Raw genomic sequence first — 14571 nt, 5'->3', positions numbered from 1 at the left:
ACCAGTCGCTACTCGGCGATGAAGGTCAGCTGTGCCCTCACCTGTGAAGGCTGCGCGATCTCGACCGAGCTAGCCGTCACACCAGACCAGTCGCGCACACTGTGGCGCGAGCAAGTTCGAAGAAGCAAGGGGTAGCCCTCCGATGGCAACGTACGCGATCGTCAAGACCGGCGGAAAGCAGTACAAGGTCGCTGTTGGTGACCTCGTCAAGGTCGAGAAGATCGAGGGTGAGCCCGGCACTGCTGTCTCGCTTGCTCCCGTTCTCGTCGTCGACGGATCCGATCTGACGACCGACGCCGACAAGCTGGCCAAGATCTCGGTCACGGGTGAGGTCGTCGAGCACACCAAGGGCCCGAAGATCCGGATCCACAAGTTCAAGAACAAGACCGGCTACCACAAGCGTCAGGGCCACAGGCAGAAGCTGACGGTCCTCAAGGTCACCGGCATCAAGTAGCTAGAGCTTCAGAGCTGATTTCACCCGAGGAGGGTCAAGAACATGGCACATAAGAAGGGTGCATCCAGCTCCCGTAACGGTCGCGATTCAAATGCTCAGCGACTCGGCGTGAAGCGTTTCGGCGGCCAGTCCGTCAGCGCCGGCGAGATCCTGGTGCGTCAGCGCGGAACTCACTTCCACCCCGGCGTCAACGTCGGTCGTGGCGGCGACGACACGCTCTTCGCGCTCTCTGCCGGTGCCGTCGAGTTCGGCACCAAGCGTGGACGCAAGACCGTGAACATCGTTCCGGCGGCGGCAGAGGCCTAGTTCCTGCCGCGAGTATGCATCGTCCCGTGAGGGACGTTTCAAGCTCCCAATAGGGGCGGACCTGGGTCGTGATACCCGGTCCGCCCCTATTGTTTTTTTCACGAGTGAGATCAACACAATTGACTGAGGAAGGATCCGGCAGTCATGTCCCGATTCATTGACCGCGTCGTGCTGCACGTCAGCGCCGGAAAAGGCGGCAATGGCTGCGCCTCCGTACACCGGGAGAAGTTCAAACCACTCGGTGGCCCGGACGGCGGCAACGGCGGGCGTGGCGGTGACGTCGTGCTCGAGGTGGACGGCAACGTCCACACCCTCCTCGACTTCCATTTCCACCCCCACGCGAAGGCCACCAACGGCAAGCAGGGGATGGGTAGCAACCGTGACGGCGCCCAGGGCGACGACCTGATCCTGAAGGTCCCCGACGGCACTGTCGTCCTCGACGGGGACGGCCGTATCCTCGCCGACCTCATCGGTGTCGGCACCCGCTTCGAAGCCGCCCAGGGTGGCCGAGGCGGACTCGGCAATGCGGCCCTCTCGTCGAAGGCGCGCAAGGCGCCGGGCTTCGCGCTCCTCGGTGAGGACGGCGTCGAACGGGAACTGGTCCTCGAACTGAAGTCCGTCGCCGATGTCGGGCTGGTCGGGTTCCCGTCGGCGGGCAAGTCCTCGCTCGTGTCCGTGCTGTCGGCGGCGAAGCCGAAGATCGCCGACTACCCGTTCACGACGCTCGTGCCGAACCTCGGTGTGGTGTCGAGCGGCGACACCACGTTCACGGTGGCAGACGTGCCCGGGCTGATCCCCGGCGCAAGCGACGGCCGCGGGCTCGGACTGGACTTCCTGCGCCACCTCGAGCGGTGCGCCGTGCTGGCCCACGTCGTCGACTGCGCGACGCTCGACCCCGGCCGCGACCCGATCTCCGACATCGACGCACTCGAGGCGGAACTCGCCGCGTACAAGGGCGCGCTGTCCGGCGACGCCGGGCTCGGTGACCTCGCGGACCGGCCCCGCATCGTGATACTGAACAAGGCGGACGTGCCGGAGGCGGCAGAGCTGGCCGAGATGGTCACCCCCGATCTCGAGGCCCGCGGGTGGCCTGTCTTCACGATCTCGGCCGTCAGCCGAGAGGGATTGCGCCCGTTGACGTTCGCGCTGGCGAAGCTGGTTGCGGACTACCGTGAGGCGCACCCGAAGGCGGAGCCGAAGCGTCAGGTGATCCGCCCGGTGATCGCGAACGAGAACAGCTTCAGCGTCGTCGCCGACCCGGAGATCCCCGGTGGGTTCATCGTCCGCGGCACGCGGCCGGAGCGCTGGGTGCGGCAGACGCAGTTCGACAACGACGAGGCCGTGGGCTACCTCGCCGACCGCCTCGCGCGGCTCGGTGTGGAGACCGAGCTGGTCAAGCAGGGTGCGGAGCCGGGTGCGTCCGTCACGATCGGCAACGTGAGCTTCGACTGGGAGCCCCAGACACCGGCCGGCGTCGATCTCACCCGCACCGGTCGCGGTACCGACCCGCGGCTGGATCAGGTCGAACGCATCGGCGCGACCGAACGCAAGCACGCATCCAGGGTCCGTCGCGGTCTCGAAGGCCTCGACCCCGAAGACCAGTGAGCGCCACCCGGCGCACGATCGCGTCGGCGGGCAGCATTGTCGTGAAGATCGGATCGTCCGCGCTGACCAGCCTGGTCGGCGGGCTCGACGTCCGTCGACTCGACGAGCTGGCCGATGCGATCGAGGCACGGATGCGTGCCGGTTCCGACGTGGTCGTCGTGTCGTCCGGGGCCGTGGGCGCGGGTCTGGCCCCGTTGGGGCTGACCAAGCGGCCACGGGACCTGGCGACGAAGCAGGCCGCCGCGAGCGTCGGCCAGCTGGCGCTGGCTCATGCCTGGGGCACGTCGTTCGCCCGGTACGGGCGCACCGTCGGGCAGGTGCTGCTCACCGCGGACGACATCGCCCGCCGCGCGCAGCACCGTAACGCGCAACGCACTCTCGACCGCCTGCGCGCGCTGCACGCGGTCGCGATCGTCAACGAGAACGACACCGTCGCCACGGCGGAGCTGCGCTTCGGCGACAACGACCGGCTCGCGGCGCTCGTCGCCCACCTGGTCGGTGCCGACGCGCTGGTCCTACTGTCGGATGTCGACGGGCTGTACGACGGCGACCCCCGCAAGGGCAATGCGACGCTGATTCCCGAGGTGAACAGCCCCGAGGATCTCGACGGGGTGGTCGCGGGCTCGGGCGGGGCTCTCGGCACCGGCGGGATGGCGTCCAAGCTGTCGGCAGCGCGCCTCGCGGCCGATGCCGGCGTGCCCGTGCTGCTCGCCGCCGCCTCGGACGCCGGGGCAGCGCTGCGGGACGCCGGGGTGGGGACGGCGTTCGCGGCCCGGCCGTCCCGGTTGTCGGCGCGCAAGTTCTGGGTACGCCACGCCGCGGACGAGCAGGGGATCCTGCACATCGACGAGGGCGCTGTACGTGCCGTCGTCACCAAACGGCGGTCGTTGCTGCCCGCGGGGATCAGCGCGGTGTCGGGGCGGTTCTACGGCGGCGACGTCGTGTCGCTCCTCGGCCCCGACGAGCGTCCCGTGGCCAGGGGTGTGGTGGCGTACGACTCCGCCGAGATCAGCGACATCCTGGGCAAGTCGACCCAGGAACTGCCCGCGGAGATGCAGCGCCCCGTCGTCCACGCGGACGATCTGGTGCCGCTCTGACGGTCACGCGGGCAGTGCGGAGGACGCGTCGAGCAGTGCGGTGAGTGCTTCCGAGCAACCGGCGTGGAGGGTGAGGGTGGCGAACTCGTCGCCGCGTGTCGTCCCCCTGTTGACGATGACGATGGGGATTCCGCGTTTGGCGGCGTGCCGGACGAACCGCAGTCCCGACATGACGGTGAGCGACGAGCCGGCCACCAGGAGCGCCTCGGCCTCGTCGACCACGTCGTAGGCGGCGGCGACCCTCGGTTTCGGAACGGACTCACCGAAGTACACGATGTCGGGTTTGAGAAGTCCGCCACACGCCTCGCAGTCGACCATCCGGAAATGCTCGGTGCTGGTGATCACCGCGTCGGCGTCCGGTGCGATCTCCACTCCCTGTGCGGCAGCGACGGTTTCGGCGAAACCGGGGTTCGCACGCTCGAGCCGGTCGGCGAGCGTGGCCCGCGAGATCAGGGCATCGCACGCCAGGCACCGGACCTGGGCGTACGTGCCGTGCAGGTCGATCACCCGGCGACTGCCGGCCTTGGTGTGCAGCAGGTCGACGTTCTGGGTGATGACGGCACTCGCGACACCGGCCCGTTCGAGCCCCGCCAGCGCGCGGTGGCCCGTGTTGGGCCGGGCGGCGTCCATGTGCCGCCAGCCGAGGTGGTTGCGCGCCCAGTAGTGGCGGCGGAAGTCGGGGTCCCCGGTGAACTGCTGGTACGTCATGGGATTGCGCGGTGGCGAGTCCGGACCGCGGTAGTCGGGAATTCCGGAGTCGGTGGAGATGCCGGCGCCGGTGATCACACACAGGCGCCGGCCACCGAGTACGTCGATCAGTCGGGCGAACACGCACTCCAGGGTAGCGCCGGCTCAGTACCCGACGACAGGATCGATCAGAGCGGTGAGATTCTCACCCGCGACGAAGCGGGTGACATTCAGTGCCACGTGCTCGGCGAACGCCGGGGGACGGACCGCAGGCGGGTTGGAATCGTGGGGGGTGATGATCACGTTGGGCAGATCCCACAGCGGGTGGCCGTCCGGAAGCGGCTCGGGATCGGTGACGTCGAGTCCCGCTCCGCCGATCGTGTTGTCCCGCAGCGCTTTCACCAGTGCGTTGGTGTGAACGAGCGAGCCGCGCGCGACGTTGATCACCCACGCGGTCGGCTTCATCTGCGCGAACTCCGCCGCCCCGACCAGATGGTGCGTGGCGTCGGTGGCGGGAGCCCCGATCACGAAGTGGTCCGCGCGGGCCCACACCTCGCCGAGACGGGTGGTGGGGAGCGTCTCGATCGCGCCCGGCACCGGGCTTCCGGAGCGATTCACCGCGATGACGTCGGCCCCGACGCCCGCGAGCATCGGGATCAGTGCCCGGCCGATTCCGCCGGCACCCACGATGGCGACCGTGGTGCCCCGCAGGGTGCCGATCTTCGAGAAGAACTCCTGCTGACGCCAGGTCTTCGCCTCGAGGTGCTCCGGTAGTGCCCGCACCCCGGCCAGCAGCAGCGTCAGAGCGTGCTCGGCGACGGTGGCGGCGAACGCGCCCGCCGCCGACGTCCACAGCACGGTCGTGTCGGGTCTGATCAGCTTCGCGGCGAACCACTCCTCGACACCCGCGGAGTTCAACTGCACCCAGCGGATGTTCTCGGGAAGCGGGTCCGGGAACCCGATCGGACCCGTGGTCCAGACCAGGGCGTCCGCGGACTCGAGGGGGGCCACACGGGCACCGCCCCGGCGCACCGCATCCTCGAGGAGCGGGTCCGGGGCGGGTCCGATGGCTATAGCTGGAACAGCAGCGTCGTCGGCCATGGGGTCGAACTTACGCGGGAACCTCGATCAACGGGTAGACACCGTTTTCGTCGTGGACCTCACGCCCGGTGACGGGTGGGTTGAACACGCACAGCATGCGCATTTCGGTGTCGGGCTCGACACGGTGACGCTCGTGACCGTTGAGCAGGTACATCGAACCGGGGCCGAGTTCGTAGACCTTGTCGTTGTCGAGGTCGATCAACTTGCCGGTTCCCTCGACGAGCCAGACGGCCTCGACGTGGTTGGCGTAGTGGAACTCGTTGACCGAGCCCGCTTTGATCGTGGTCTCGTGGAACGAGAAGCCCACTTTGTCGCCGCCGAGGATGATGCGCTTGCTGCGCCAGTTTCCGTCCTCGCTGGTGATGTCGCGCTCGGTGTCGGTGATTTCTGCGGTGGTGCGAACGATCATGTGAGTGTCAGTCCTCTCTCTAGCTGCAAACCTTGCCGGTGGCGTCGGCGAGAATCGCGAGTCCGTGGTCCAGTTCCTCGTCGGTGATGGTGAGCGCCGGCAGGAGCTTGACCACCTCGTCGGAGGGGCCGGAGGTCTCCGCGAGCAGGCCCTCGTCGAAGGCGAGCTTGCAGACCTTGCCCGCGTTCTCCGGCTCGTCGAACACGAGACCCTGGACGAGGCCGCGACCGCGGGTGGAGATGGAGCCCTCGAACTGGTTCGCCAGATCGGTGAACGCCTGGTGGATCTTCTCGCCCTTGGTCAGCGTCGACTGGTGAATGGTGTCGTCGGACCAGTAGTGGTCCAGGGCCACCTTCGACGTGACGAACGCCGGGTTGTTGCCGCGGAACGTGCCGTTGTGCTCGCCCGGGCCCCACACGTCGAGCTCACGCTTGAACAGCGTCAGCGCCATCGGGAGACCGTAGCCGCTGATCGACTTCGACAGGCAGACGATGTCCGGGGTGATGCCGGCGATCTCGAAGGAGAAGAACGGCCCGGTGCGCCCGCAGCCCATCTGGACGTCGTCGACGATCAGCAGGATCTCGCGCTCGGCGCACAGGTCCGCGAGGGCGCGCAGCCACTCGGCACGGGCGACGTTGACGCCGCCCTCACCCTGCACGGTCTCGACGATCACGGCGGCCGGACGGTTCAGGCCACTGCCCGAGTCGTCGAGCACGCGGCGGAACCAGTGGAAGTCCTCGGTGACGCCGTCGAAGTAGTTGTCGAACGGCATCGGGGTGGCGTGCACCAGCGGGATTCCGGCGCCGGCGCGCTTCATCGAGTTACCGGTGACCGACAGGGCGCCGAGCGTCATGCCGTGGAAAGCGTTGGTGAAGTTGATGATCGACGAACGACCCGTCACCTTGCGCGCCAGTTTCAGTGCGGCCTCGACCGTGTTCGTTCCGGTGGGTCCGGGGAACTGGACCTTGTAGTCGAGACCGCGGGGTTTCAGGATTTTGTCCTCGAAGGTCTCGAGCAGGTCGCGTTTGGCCACGGTCGACATGTCGAGACCGTGCGTGATGCCGTCGCTGACGATGTAGTCGACGAGCGCCGACTTCAGGACCGGGTTGTTGTGGCCGTAGTTCAGCGAACCGGCACCGGCGAAGAAGTCGAGGTAGTCGCGGCCGTTCTCGTCGCGGATCCACGATCCGGACGCCGACTCGAAGACGGCGGGCCAGCCGCGGCTGTAGCTGCGAACCTCGGATTCGAGGTTGTCGAAAATGTTCGTATCGAAGTTAGTCATGTTGCTGCATTCCTCCGGGGCATGCTCTTAGCCGATCGTGTACAGATCTTCGGCTTCGTGTCCATCGGGAAAATCGTTAGGGGAGAACAGTTCTTGCTTGTTGATCGCCGTATCTCGGCGACGCGCCAATGCTGTGAACAGCGCGATCGAGGCCTCGTTGTCGGGGCTGATCGTCGTTTCGAGATGGGTAATCCCTTCGGGTGCAAGTCGATCGAGCAGCGCGCTCAGCATGCGACCTGCAATTCCCTTGCCGCGCTGGTCTGCGTCTACGGCAACTTGCCAGACGAACAGCGTCGCTGGGGATTCGGGGCGGATGAACCCTGATACGAATCCCACGACGCGCTCGTCGACGACTGCGACGACCGACGAGCGGCTGAAATCTCTACACCACAACAGGTATGCGTAGCTCGAATTGAGATCGAGCACTTCCGTGTTCCTGGCGATCTCCCAGAGCCGGACTCCGTCAGTGATCTCTGGACTTCTGAACAACACCGCGTCCGGCGCGGTGGTCGGGATGGCACTCTTCTGAACAGGCGTCATTGGAAATTCGAACCTAACAACCATCCCCTTCGATTTCACGTGCCTCGCGAAATTGGACAGTTCAGGTGGCGGAGCCTTGCAGGTGAGACGTGCAAAGTGATGCTCATCACATTATGTAACTTTTGGGTGAACCGCAAGCGACACACTTCGCCTATTTGAGACTCGCGAGCGCGAAGGGGAGGACCGACGCGGCACCCGCCGCGCGCAGTGTCCTGGCGGCCATCGTGAGGGTCCAGCCGGTGTCCGAGAGGGTGTCGACGAGCAGCACCGGACCGGCGCCGTCGGGAAGGTCGGGGACCTCCCAGGCGTCGACGAGCCCGGCGACCCGGTAGGCCGAGTTGGCCGCGGACACCGGCGGATGTTCCGGGCGCAGCCGCAGAACTCCCAGGTCGGTGAGGCGTCCGACGGCGGCGAGTTGCCCCGCGATCGACGCCGACAGGAGGGGATGAGTGGCGGATTCGACGGCCATGACGGCGGTGGGACGCTCGATCCAGTCCCAGGAGGCCAGCACCTGGATGCAGGCCTTCAGAACGGCGTCGGGGGCGGGCCCGTCCGGTTCGTCGAGCAGGGCACGCAGTCGCTGACCCCAGCCCAGGTCGGACAGCCGGCCCAGGACGCGCCCCGGTTCGGGGCCATCCGTGATCTTCCCGGACAGCGTCACGCCGAGCTTCGCGAGGCCCGTGGGCCACTGTTTACGGGGTGCCAGGTCCACGCCTGGGCGCTCGAGGCGCGTTCTGGTCTGTTGCACCGCCGCGGCGTCCACGGTCGCGTCGTGGCGTACTCCGGTGCAGTTGTCGCACCGCCCGCACTCCGAGGCGCCCGCCGCCAGACCCGGATCGTCGAGCTGCTCGCGCAGGAACGCCATCCGGCACGTGGTGATCCGCTGGTAGTCGATCATCGCCTGCTGCTCGGACTCGCGGGCGCGTTCGAGGCGTTCGTACCGGTCGGCGTCGTACGTCCAAGGCTCCCCGGTGCCCACCCAGCCGCCGCGCACCCGGCGTACGGCACCGTCGACGTCGAGGACCTTCAGGACCATCTCCAGCCGGGTGCGGCCGAGCTCCACCAGCGGCTCGAGGGCCTGCGTGGACTGCGGCCGCTCGGTGTCGAGGACCTCGATCACCCGCCGCACCACGTGCTCCCGGGGGAACGCCACCGAGGCGAAATAGCTCCAGATCTGCTTGTCCTCGGATCCGGGCAGCAGGATGACCTCCGCGCGGTCGGTGGACCGTCCGGCACGCCCGACCTGCTGGTAGTAGGAGATGGGGGACGACGGCGCACCGAGGTGCACGACGAACCCCAGGTCGGGCTTGTCGAACCCCATTCCGAGCGCGGACGTCGCCACGAGGGCCTTGACCCGGTTGCCGAGCAGGTCCTGCTCGAGGGTCTCGCGCTCGGCGGCGTCGGTTTGCCCGGTGTATGCGGCGACCGTGTGGCCCTGCTCGGACAGCAGGCTCGCCAGATCCCTGGCCGCCGACACGGTGAGCGCGTAGATGATGCCCGAGCCGGGCAGGCTGTCGAGTTTCTGGGCGAGCCACGCGGCCCGGGCGGTGGCCTCCGGAATCTGCACGACCGACAGGTGCAGCGACTCGCGTTCGAGGCCGCCGCGGAGGACGAGGGTTTCGGCGCCTCCCACCCCGAGCTGCGTGGAGACGTCGGAGACGACGCGGTCGTTCGCCGTGGCCGTGGTGGCCAGGACGGGGATGCCCTCGCCCAGCTCGGCGATCAGCGTGCGGATACGCCGATAGTCAGGACGGAAGTCGTGACCCCAGTCCGACACGCAGTGCGCCTCGTCGACCACGACGAGGCCCGCGTCGGCGGCGAGGGAGGGGAGGACCTGGTCGCGGAAGTCGGGATTGTTGAGACGCTCGGGGCTGACCAGCAACACGTCGAGTTCGTTGTCCGCGACCCGGGCGTGGATGTCGTCCCACTCGGTGACGTTGCCGGAATTGATGGTGGCGGCGCGCACGCCCGCCCGCTCGGCGGAGGCCACCTGGTTCCGCATGAGGGCCAGGAGCGGCGACACGATGACCGTGGGACCGTGCCCGTGCGCCCGCAGGAGCTTCGCCGCGATGAAGTAGACCGCCGACTTGCCCCAGCCCGTCCGCTGGACGACCAGCGCCCGTCTGCGGCCCACCACGAGCGCCTCGATCGCCGTCCACTGGTCGTCGCGGAGGGTGGCGTGCTCGCCTGCCAGCTCGCGGAGCAGCCGTTCGGCCTCGTCACGGAGTGCGGGTTCGGTGGCGGTCGTCATGCCCCCATGGTGCACGACACGGGTGACACGGAGGATCCGGGCGACGGCAGGAGCGCGCTCAGCCAGGCAGTGCCGCGTCGATCTCGGCGAGGGTGGGTGACGACGTGGAGGCGCCTCGGCGGGTGGTGGCGAGCGCGCCCGCCGTGCATGCGAACGGGACGGCGGCCGCGGGCCCGCGCCGCCACGAGACGGCAAGGGCGCCGGCGAACGCGTCGCCGGCCCCGGTCGTGTCGACCACCTCGACCTCGGGGGACTCGGCGCGGAGCGCGGTGCCGTCGCTGCTTGCGTAGTCCGCGCCCGACGACCCCAGTGTGGTCACGACGTGGGAGACGGCGCCGGTGACCTCGGCGCCGAGTTGCGCGGCCTCGGTCTGGTTGACGAGGAGCACGTCGACCAGCTTCACGAGTTCGGACGGAAGTGGCTGCGCCGGTGACGGATTCAACATCACGACGGTGCCGTGTGCCGCGGCGTGCGCCGCCGCGGCCAGCACGGTGCCCAGGGGTATCTCGAGTTGGCACAGCAGGACGTCGGCGTCCGCGACGGCCGCGAGTTCGGCGGGTGTCAGGTCCACCACGGTGCTGTTGGCGCCCGGAACCACGACGATGCTGTTCTCACCGGCGGCGTCGACGGTGATCGCCGCGATCCCGCTCGGACCGTCCACTTCGCGCAGGTGCCGCGTGTCGACCTCGGCGTCCACCAGGGCCTGCCGCAGGTCGAGAGCGAACACATCGGAGCCGACGGCGCCGATGAAGGTCACGGCGCCACCGGCCCGCGCCGCGGCGATCGCCTGATTGGCGCCCTTGCCGCCGGGGGTGGCGGCAAAGGCGCTGCCCAGGATCGTTTCTCCCGGCGCGGGCAACCGCTCGGCCGCCGTCAGCAGGTCCATGTTGATGCTGCCGACCACGGCGACCCTGGGAGCGGACATACCCCGAGACTAACCCGCGTCGGCGGCCGCCGTCTCCTGTGCGGGTGTCGCGGACGCGTCGCCTTTGGTGCGGCGGAGACGCTTCAGGATGCGGCGGGCCTCGGCGTCAGTGGCCACGGCGGGCGGCGAGCCCTCCAGCGGCTTCCGGGCGGTCTCGGAGATGAGCAGAACCGCGACACCGCCGATGACGGCCGCGACCATCATGTACATCGGCGCGACGAGGTCACTGCCCGTCGCGTCCTGCAGCGCCGTGAGGACGAGGGGGGTGGTGCCACCGAAGATCGACACCGCGAGGTTGTATCCGATCGCCAGCCCGCCGTAGCGGATTCCAGTGGGGAACAGCGCGGGAAGGACCGACGGGAAGACGCCGACGAACAACAGCAGCAGCCCGCCGAGCATCGCGAGGCCGACGAAGACGGTGAAGTAGTGCCCGACGCCGATCAGCAGGTACGCGGGCAGCGACAGCGCGAAGAATCCGACGAAACCGGCCAGCAGCAACGGTTTACGACCCACCCGGTCGGACAGCTTTCCGACGAAGCTGATGCACACCATCATGATGAGCATCACGATGATCATGAGGACGAGGCCGTGCGACTCGTCGTAGCCGAGCGTGTTCGACAGGTACGTCGGCATGTAGCTGAGCAGGCCGTAGTGCGCGATGTTGTACGTGGCGACCAGGATGACGCACAGCACCAGCGGACGCCAGTTCTCCACCAGGGTCTCACGCAGTTTGCGTCCCGTGGATTCGTCTGCGAGCGAACGCTCTTCGGCCTGCTCCATCTGCTGGAACGCAGGCGTCTCCTCGAGCCGCAGCCGCAGATAGAGGCCGATCAGGCCGAGCGGACCGGCGAGCAGGAACGGAATTCGCCACGCCCAGTCCACCAGTGCGTCGGCGCTGACCACGGTGCTGATGATGGTGACCAGGCCCGCGGCTGCGACATACCCCGCGAGGGTTCCGAATTCGAGGAAGCTCGAGAAGAACCCGCGGCGCTTGTCCGGCGCGTATTCGGCGACGAACGTACTGGCGCCGCCGTACTCGCCGCCCGTCGAGAATCCCTGCACGAGCCGGAACAGCACCAGCAGAATCGGCGCCGCGAGCCCGATGGATCCGTAACTCGGGATCAGGCCGATGGCGAACGTGCTGCCCGCCATCAGGATGATCGTGGTGGCGAGCACCTTCTTGCGGCCGATCCGGTCACCGAGCGGACCGAAGAACAGTCCACCGAGGGGACGGACGATGAACGCCGCGGCGAAGATGGCGAACGTCGACAGCAGCTGTGCGGTACCGCTGGCCTCGGGAAAGAACACCTTGCCGATGGTGGTCGCGAGGTAGGCGTACACGCCGAAGTCGAACCACTCCATGGCGTTACCGAGCATGGTGGCCTTGACGGCTCGTTTGACGGAGGCCTCGTCGGTGACCGTGACATCAGGTGATTCGGCCACCTCGGCCGACGTGATCGAGTGATCTGGTGCATTCATGTCGTGCGCTCCCCAGCGCAGTTATCACCCGCGCGGGGCACGTACCTGATGCACGCATCTTTTCGTCGCCCGCACGGCGATTGCTGGTCGGGTTCGGCAACCCACGGCCCTTCGGCGCGATGCGGCCCCCGCCGATCGGCTCTGGCTCGTGGCTCGGTCCCGCCCCACCGTCCGGGGTGCGGGACTACCAGCTGTAAGAGCGATTACCGTAGCAAAGGATGTGCGGGCTTGTCGGCCCGAGCCTCAGTACGCCCGCGCGTACTGCGCCGGAATCTGCGGCGTCACCTGGGCATTCAAGACCAGGGCGGCTTTTCGCGGCCAGTACGGGTCGCGCAGCAGTTCGCGCCCGAGGAACACGGCGACGGCTTCTCCCGACTCCACGATCCGCTCGGCCTGCTCCGGCTCGGTGATGAGCCCGACGGCGGCGGCCGGGACCGTGGTCTCGTTCTGGATGCGGCGGGCGAACGGAACCTGGTAGCCGGGCGCGATCGGGATCCGGGCGGACGTGACGCCGCCGCTGGAGACGTCGACGAGGTCGACGCCGAGGTCGGCGAGGGCCTGCACGAGGGAGACGGTCTGATCCGGCGTCCAGCTGTCCGCGTCGAGGCCGGGCTCCTCGGACAGCCAGTCGGTGGCCGAGACCCGGACGAAGACGGGCAACTCGGCCGGCCACACCCCGCGTACCGCCTCGACGACCTCGAGCAGGAGGCGAATGCGGCCCGCGAAGCTGCCGCCGTACTCGTCGGTGCGGTGATTGCTGACCGGTGAGAGGAACTGGTGCAGCAGATAGCCGTGTGCCGCATGGATTTCCACCACCTTGAACCCGGCTCGCGACGCCCGCTCGGCGGCGGCGGCGAAATCGGCGACCACCTTCCGGATGTCGGCGGTCGTCGCCGCGGCCGGCGGGGTGTGGTCGCCGAAACCGATCGCGCTCGGCGCCACCGTCTGCCAGGACAGCCGATCGTCGCCGTCGAGGCTCCCGCCCCCGCGCCACGGCACGTGCGCGGAGCCCTTGCGCCCGGCGTGACCGAGTTGGATGCCCGGGACCGCGCCGAAGTACTCGAGCTGTGCGTTGATCTCCGCGAACGCCTCGGTCTGGGTGTCGTTCCAGATGCCGAGGTCGGCGGGGCTGATGCGGCCCTCCGGGCTGACGGCCGTCGCCTCGGTGAGGATCAGGCCGGCACCGCCGATGGCGCGCGTCACGAGGTGCGTCCGGTGCCAGTCGCCCGGCACTCCCACGTCGCGGCCCGTCACGTCGGCCGAGTACTGGCACATCGGTGCCATCCACACCCGATTGGGGACGGTGACTCCGCGGAAGGTGATGGGTTCGAACAACACGCTCACTACAGCACTCCTGCCTCTGATGGTCTCGACCAGTCGCAACCTGCGCGGGGGACGAAATCATTCCCGCACCCCTGTATATAGGCTGTCTTCATGACTGCAGTGACTTCCACCTCGTCGGCCGGTGCCACGGTGGATACCCGTGAAGCCGTCCACGCAGCGGCCCGTCGCGCCCGCACCGCGTCGCGGGTCCTCGCGCTGCTCACCACCGCGCAGAAGGATGCGGCGCTCCATGCGGCGGCCGACGCCGTGCTCGCCGCCTCCGCCGACATCCTCGCCGCCAACGCGGCCGACATCGAGACGGCCAGGGCGTCGGGCACCGAGGACTCCCTGCTCGACCGCCTGCGGCTGACCCCGGAGCGGATCGAGGGGATCGCGTCCGGACTGCGCCAGGTCGCCGGTCTGCCCGACCCGGTCGGTGAAGTGGTGCGCGGCTCGACGCTCCCCAACGGTCTCGAACTCCGTCAGCTGCGGGTCCCGCTCGGCGTAGTGGGCATGGTGTACGAGGCCCGCCCCAACGTCACCGTCGACGCGTTCGGGCTGGCACTGAAGTCCGGCAACGCGGCCCTGCTGCGCGGCTCCTCGTCCGCGGCGAAGTCGAACGCGGCGCTGGTCGTGGCGTTGCGGGCGTCGCTGGCGGCGCAGCAGCTGCCGGCGGACGCGGTGCAGTTGCTGCCGAGCGACGACCGCTCCAGCGTGACGCACCTGATCCAGGCCCGCGGCCTCGTGGACGTCGTCATTCCCCGCGGCGGCGCCGGCCTGATCAGCGCCGTGGTGCGCGACGCGACAGTCCCGACCATCGAGACGGGCGTCGGCAACTGCCACGTCTACGTCCACTCGGCGGCCGACCTGGAGATGGCCGAGCGGATCCTGCTCAATTCCAAGACGCGACGACCGAGTGTCTGCAACACCGCGGAGACGGTGCTGATCGACGCCGCGATCGCCGAGACGGCGGTGCCGAAGCTGCTGCAGGCCCTGCAGGTGCACAGCGTGACGGTCCACGGGGATCTGCCCGGACTGGTGCCCGCGACCGAGTCGGACTGGTCGGAGGAGTACCTCACCCTGGATGTGGCGCTCAAGGTCGTCGACGACCT

14 protein-coding genes are annotated in these 14571 nt (G+C 68.4%); 5 read left to right on the top strand and 9 right to left on the bottom strand.

Annotated features, from left to right (window positions below; all coding sequences use genetic code 11):
- The first annotated feature begins 142 nt into the window (after positions 1 to 142).
- The 4 genes from rplU (at position 143) to proB (ending at position 3462) form a co-directional block, all read left to right on the top strand.
- Positions 143 to 454 (top strand): 50S ribosomal protein L21, encoded by a 312-nt coding sequence (gene rplU, locus AZG88_RS08565; RefSeq protein ID WP_005248081.1) that lies wholly within the window; start codon positions 143 to 145, stop codon positions 452 to 454.
- Between the two features lie 42 nt (positions 455 to 496).
- On the top strand, positions 497 to 760 hold the full coding sequence (gene rpmA, locus AZG88_RS08560) for a 50S ribosomal protein L27 (RefSeq protein ID WP_005248077.1): 264 nt from the start codon (positions 497 to 499) through the stop codon (positions 758 to 760).
- A gap of 144 nt (positions 761 to 904) precedes the next feature.
- Positions 905 to 2365, top strand: coding sequence for a GTPase ObgE (obgE, locus tag AZG88_RS08555; RefSeq protein ID WP_005248068.1), 1461 nt, complete (start codon positions 905 to 907; stop codon positions 2363 to 2365).
- The gene (proB, locus tag AZG88_RS08550) at positions 2362 to 3462 is read left to right on the top strand and encodes a glutamate 5-kinase (RefSeq protein WP_005261297.1); all 1101 of its coding nucleotides are present in this window, start codon (positions 2362 to 2364) and stop codon (positions 3460 to 3462) included. The genes obgE and proB overlap by 4 nt, the downstream gene beginning before the upstream one ends.
- Positions 3463 to 3465: 3 nt before the next feature.
- Here the strand turns inward: proB and AZG88_RS08545 are convergent, their stop codons facing one another.
- The 9 genes from AZG88_RS08545 to AZG88_RS08505 all read right to left on the bottom strand — a co-directional run bounded on the left by AZG88_RS08545 (position 3466) and on the right by AZG88_RS08505 (position 13480).
- Positions 3466 to 4293, bottom strand: a complete 828-nt coding sequence (locus AZG88_RS08545; RefSeq protein ID WP_025432942.1) for an NAD-dependent protein deacetylase — start codon at positions 4291 to 4293, stop codon at positions 3466 to 3468.
- Positions 4294 to 4314: 21 nt separating this feature from the next.
- Positions 4315 to 5250 carry a D-isomer specific 2-hydroxyacid dehydrogenase family protein gene (locus tag AZG88_RS08540; RefSeq protein WP_061045307.1) on the bottom strand — a complete coding sequence of 312 codons (936 nt, stop codon included), beginning with the start codon at positions 5248 to 5250 and terminating at the stop codon, positions 4315 to 4317.
- 10 nt (positions 5251 to 5260) lie between these two features.
- Positions 5261 to 5659 carry an ectoine synthase gene (locus AZG88_RS08535; protein WP_005248060.1) on the bottom strand — a complete coding sequence of 133 codons (399 nt, stop codon included), beginning with the start codon at positions 5657 to 5659 and terminating at the stop codon, positions 5261 to 5263.
- A 19-nt stretch (positions 5660 to 5678) separates the two neighbouring features.
- Entirely contained in the window at positions 5679 to 6941 is a 1263-nt protein-coding gene (gene ectB / locus AZG88_RS08530; RefSeq protein WP_005248059.1) for a diaminobutyrate--2-oxoglutarate transaminase, read from the bottom strand.
- Positions 6942 to 6968: 27 nt separating this feature from the next.
- Positions 6969 to 7481, bottom strand: a complete 513-nt coding sequence (gene ectA, locus AZG88_RS08525; protein ID WP_009474013.1) for a diaminobutyrate acetyltransferase — start codon at positions 7479 to 7481, stop codon at positions 6969 to 6971.
- 151 nt (positions 7482 to 7632) lie between these two features.
- Positions 7633 to 9732, bottom strand: a complete 2100-nt coding sequence (locus AZG88_RS08520; protein ID WP_061697450.1) for a RecQ family ATP-dependent DNA helicase — start codon at positions 9730 to 9732, stop codon at positions 7633 to 7635.
- A 58-nt stretch (positions 9733 to 9790) separates the two neighbouring features.
- Positions 9791 to 10657, bottom strand: a complete 867-nt coding sequence (locus AZG88_RS08515; protein ID WP_061697449.1) for a ribokinase — start codon at positions 10655 to 10657, stop codon at positions 9791 to 9793.
- A 9-nt stretch (positions 10658 to 10666) separates the two neighbouring features.
- Positions 10667 to 12136 carry an MFS transporter gene (locus AZG88_RS08510; RefSeq protein ID WP_005261289.1) on the bottom strand — a complete coding sequence of 490 codons (1470 nt, stop codon included), beginning with the start codon at positions 12134 to 12136 and terminating at the stop codon, positions 10667 to 10669.
- A gap of 243 nt (positions 12137 to 12379) precedes the next feature.
- Positions 12380 to 13480 (bottom strand): NADH:flavin oxidoreductase/NADH oxidase, encoded by a 1101-nt coding sequence (locus tag AZG88_RS08505; protein ID WP_025432938.1) that lies wholly within the window; start codon positions 13478 to 13480, stop codon positions 12380 to 12382.
- Between the two features lie 90 nt (positions 13481 to 13570).
- Between AZG88_RS08505 and AZG88_RS08500 the strand changes: the two genes are divergently transcribed.
- Positions 13571 to 14571, top strand: a 1001-nt coding sequence (locus AZG88_RS08500) for a glutamate-5-semialdehyde dehydrogenase (RefSeq protein WP_061697448.1), incomplete at its 3' end; no start/stop codon positions are given.

It is taken from the genome of Rhodococcus sp. LB1 (genome assembly GCF_001583455.1).
In the GTDB taxonomy this organism is placed as follows: Bacteria; Actinomycetota; Actinomycetes; order Mycobacteriales; family Mycobacteriaceae; genus Rhodococcus_F; species Rhodococcus_F opacus.
The sequence above is the reverse complement of the archived record's forward strand: the minus strand, read 5'-3'. Positions and strand labels throughout refer to the sequence as shown.

Bases quoted from the DNA above. Each gene is read 5' to 3' on its own strand.
- rplU (WP_005248081.1), top strand. From the start codon at position 143: ATGGCAACGTACGCGATCGTCAAGACCGGCGGAAAGCAGTACAAGGTC.
- obgE (WP_005248068.1), top strand. From the start codon at position 905: ATGTCCCGATTCATTGACCGCGTCGTGCTGCACGTCAGCGCCGGAAAA.
- ectA (WP_009474013.1), bottom strand. From the start codon at position 7,481: ATGACGCCTGTTCAGAAGAGTGCCATCCCGACCACCGCGCCGGACGCG.
- AZG88_RS08540 (WP_061045307.1), bottom strand. From the start codon at position 5,250: ATGGCCGACGACGCTGCTGTTCCAGCTATAGCCATCGGACCCGCCCCG.
- rpmA (WP_005248077.1), top strand. From the start codon at position 497: ATGGCACATAAGAAGGGTGCATCCAGCTCCCGTAACGGTCGCGATTCA.
- AZG88_RS08515 (WP_061697449.1), bottom strand. From the start codon at position 10,657: ATGTCCGCTCCCAGGGTCGCCGTGGTCGGCAGCATCAACATGGACCTG.
- AZG88_RS08535 (WP_005248060.1), bottom strand. From the start codon at position 5,659: ATGATCGTTCGCACCACCGCAGAAATCACCGACACCGAGCGCGACATC.
- ectB (WP_005248059.1), bottom strand. From the start codon at position 6,941: ATGACTAACTTCGATACGAACATTTTCGACAACCTCGAATCCGAGGTT.
- AZG88_RS08520 (WP_061697450.1), bottom strand. From the start codon at position 9,732: ATGACGACCGCCACCGAACCCGCACTCCGTGACGAGGCCGAACGGCTG.
- AZG88_RS08510 (WP_005261289.1), bottom strand. From the start codon at position 12,136: ATGAATGCACCAGATCACTCGATCACGTCGGCCGAGGTGGCCGAATCA.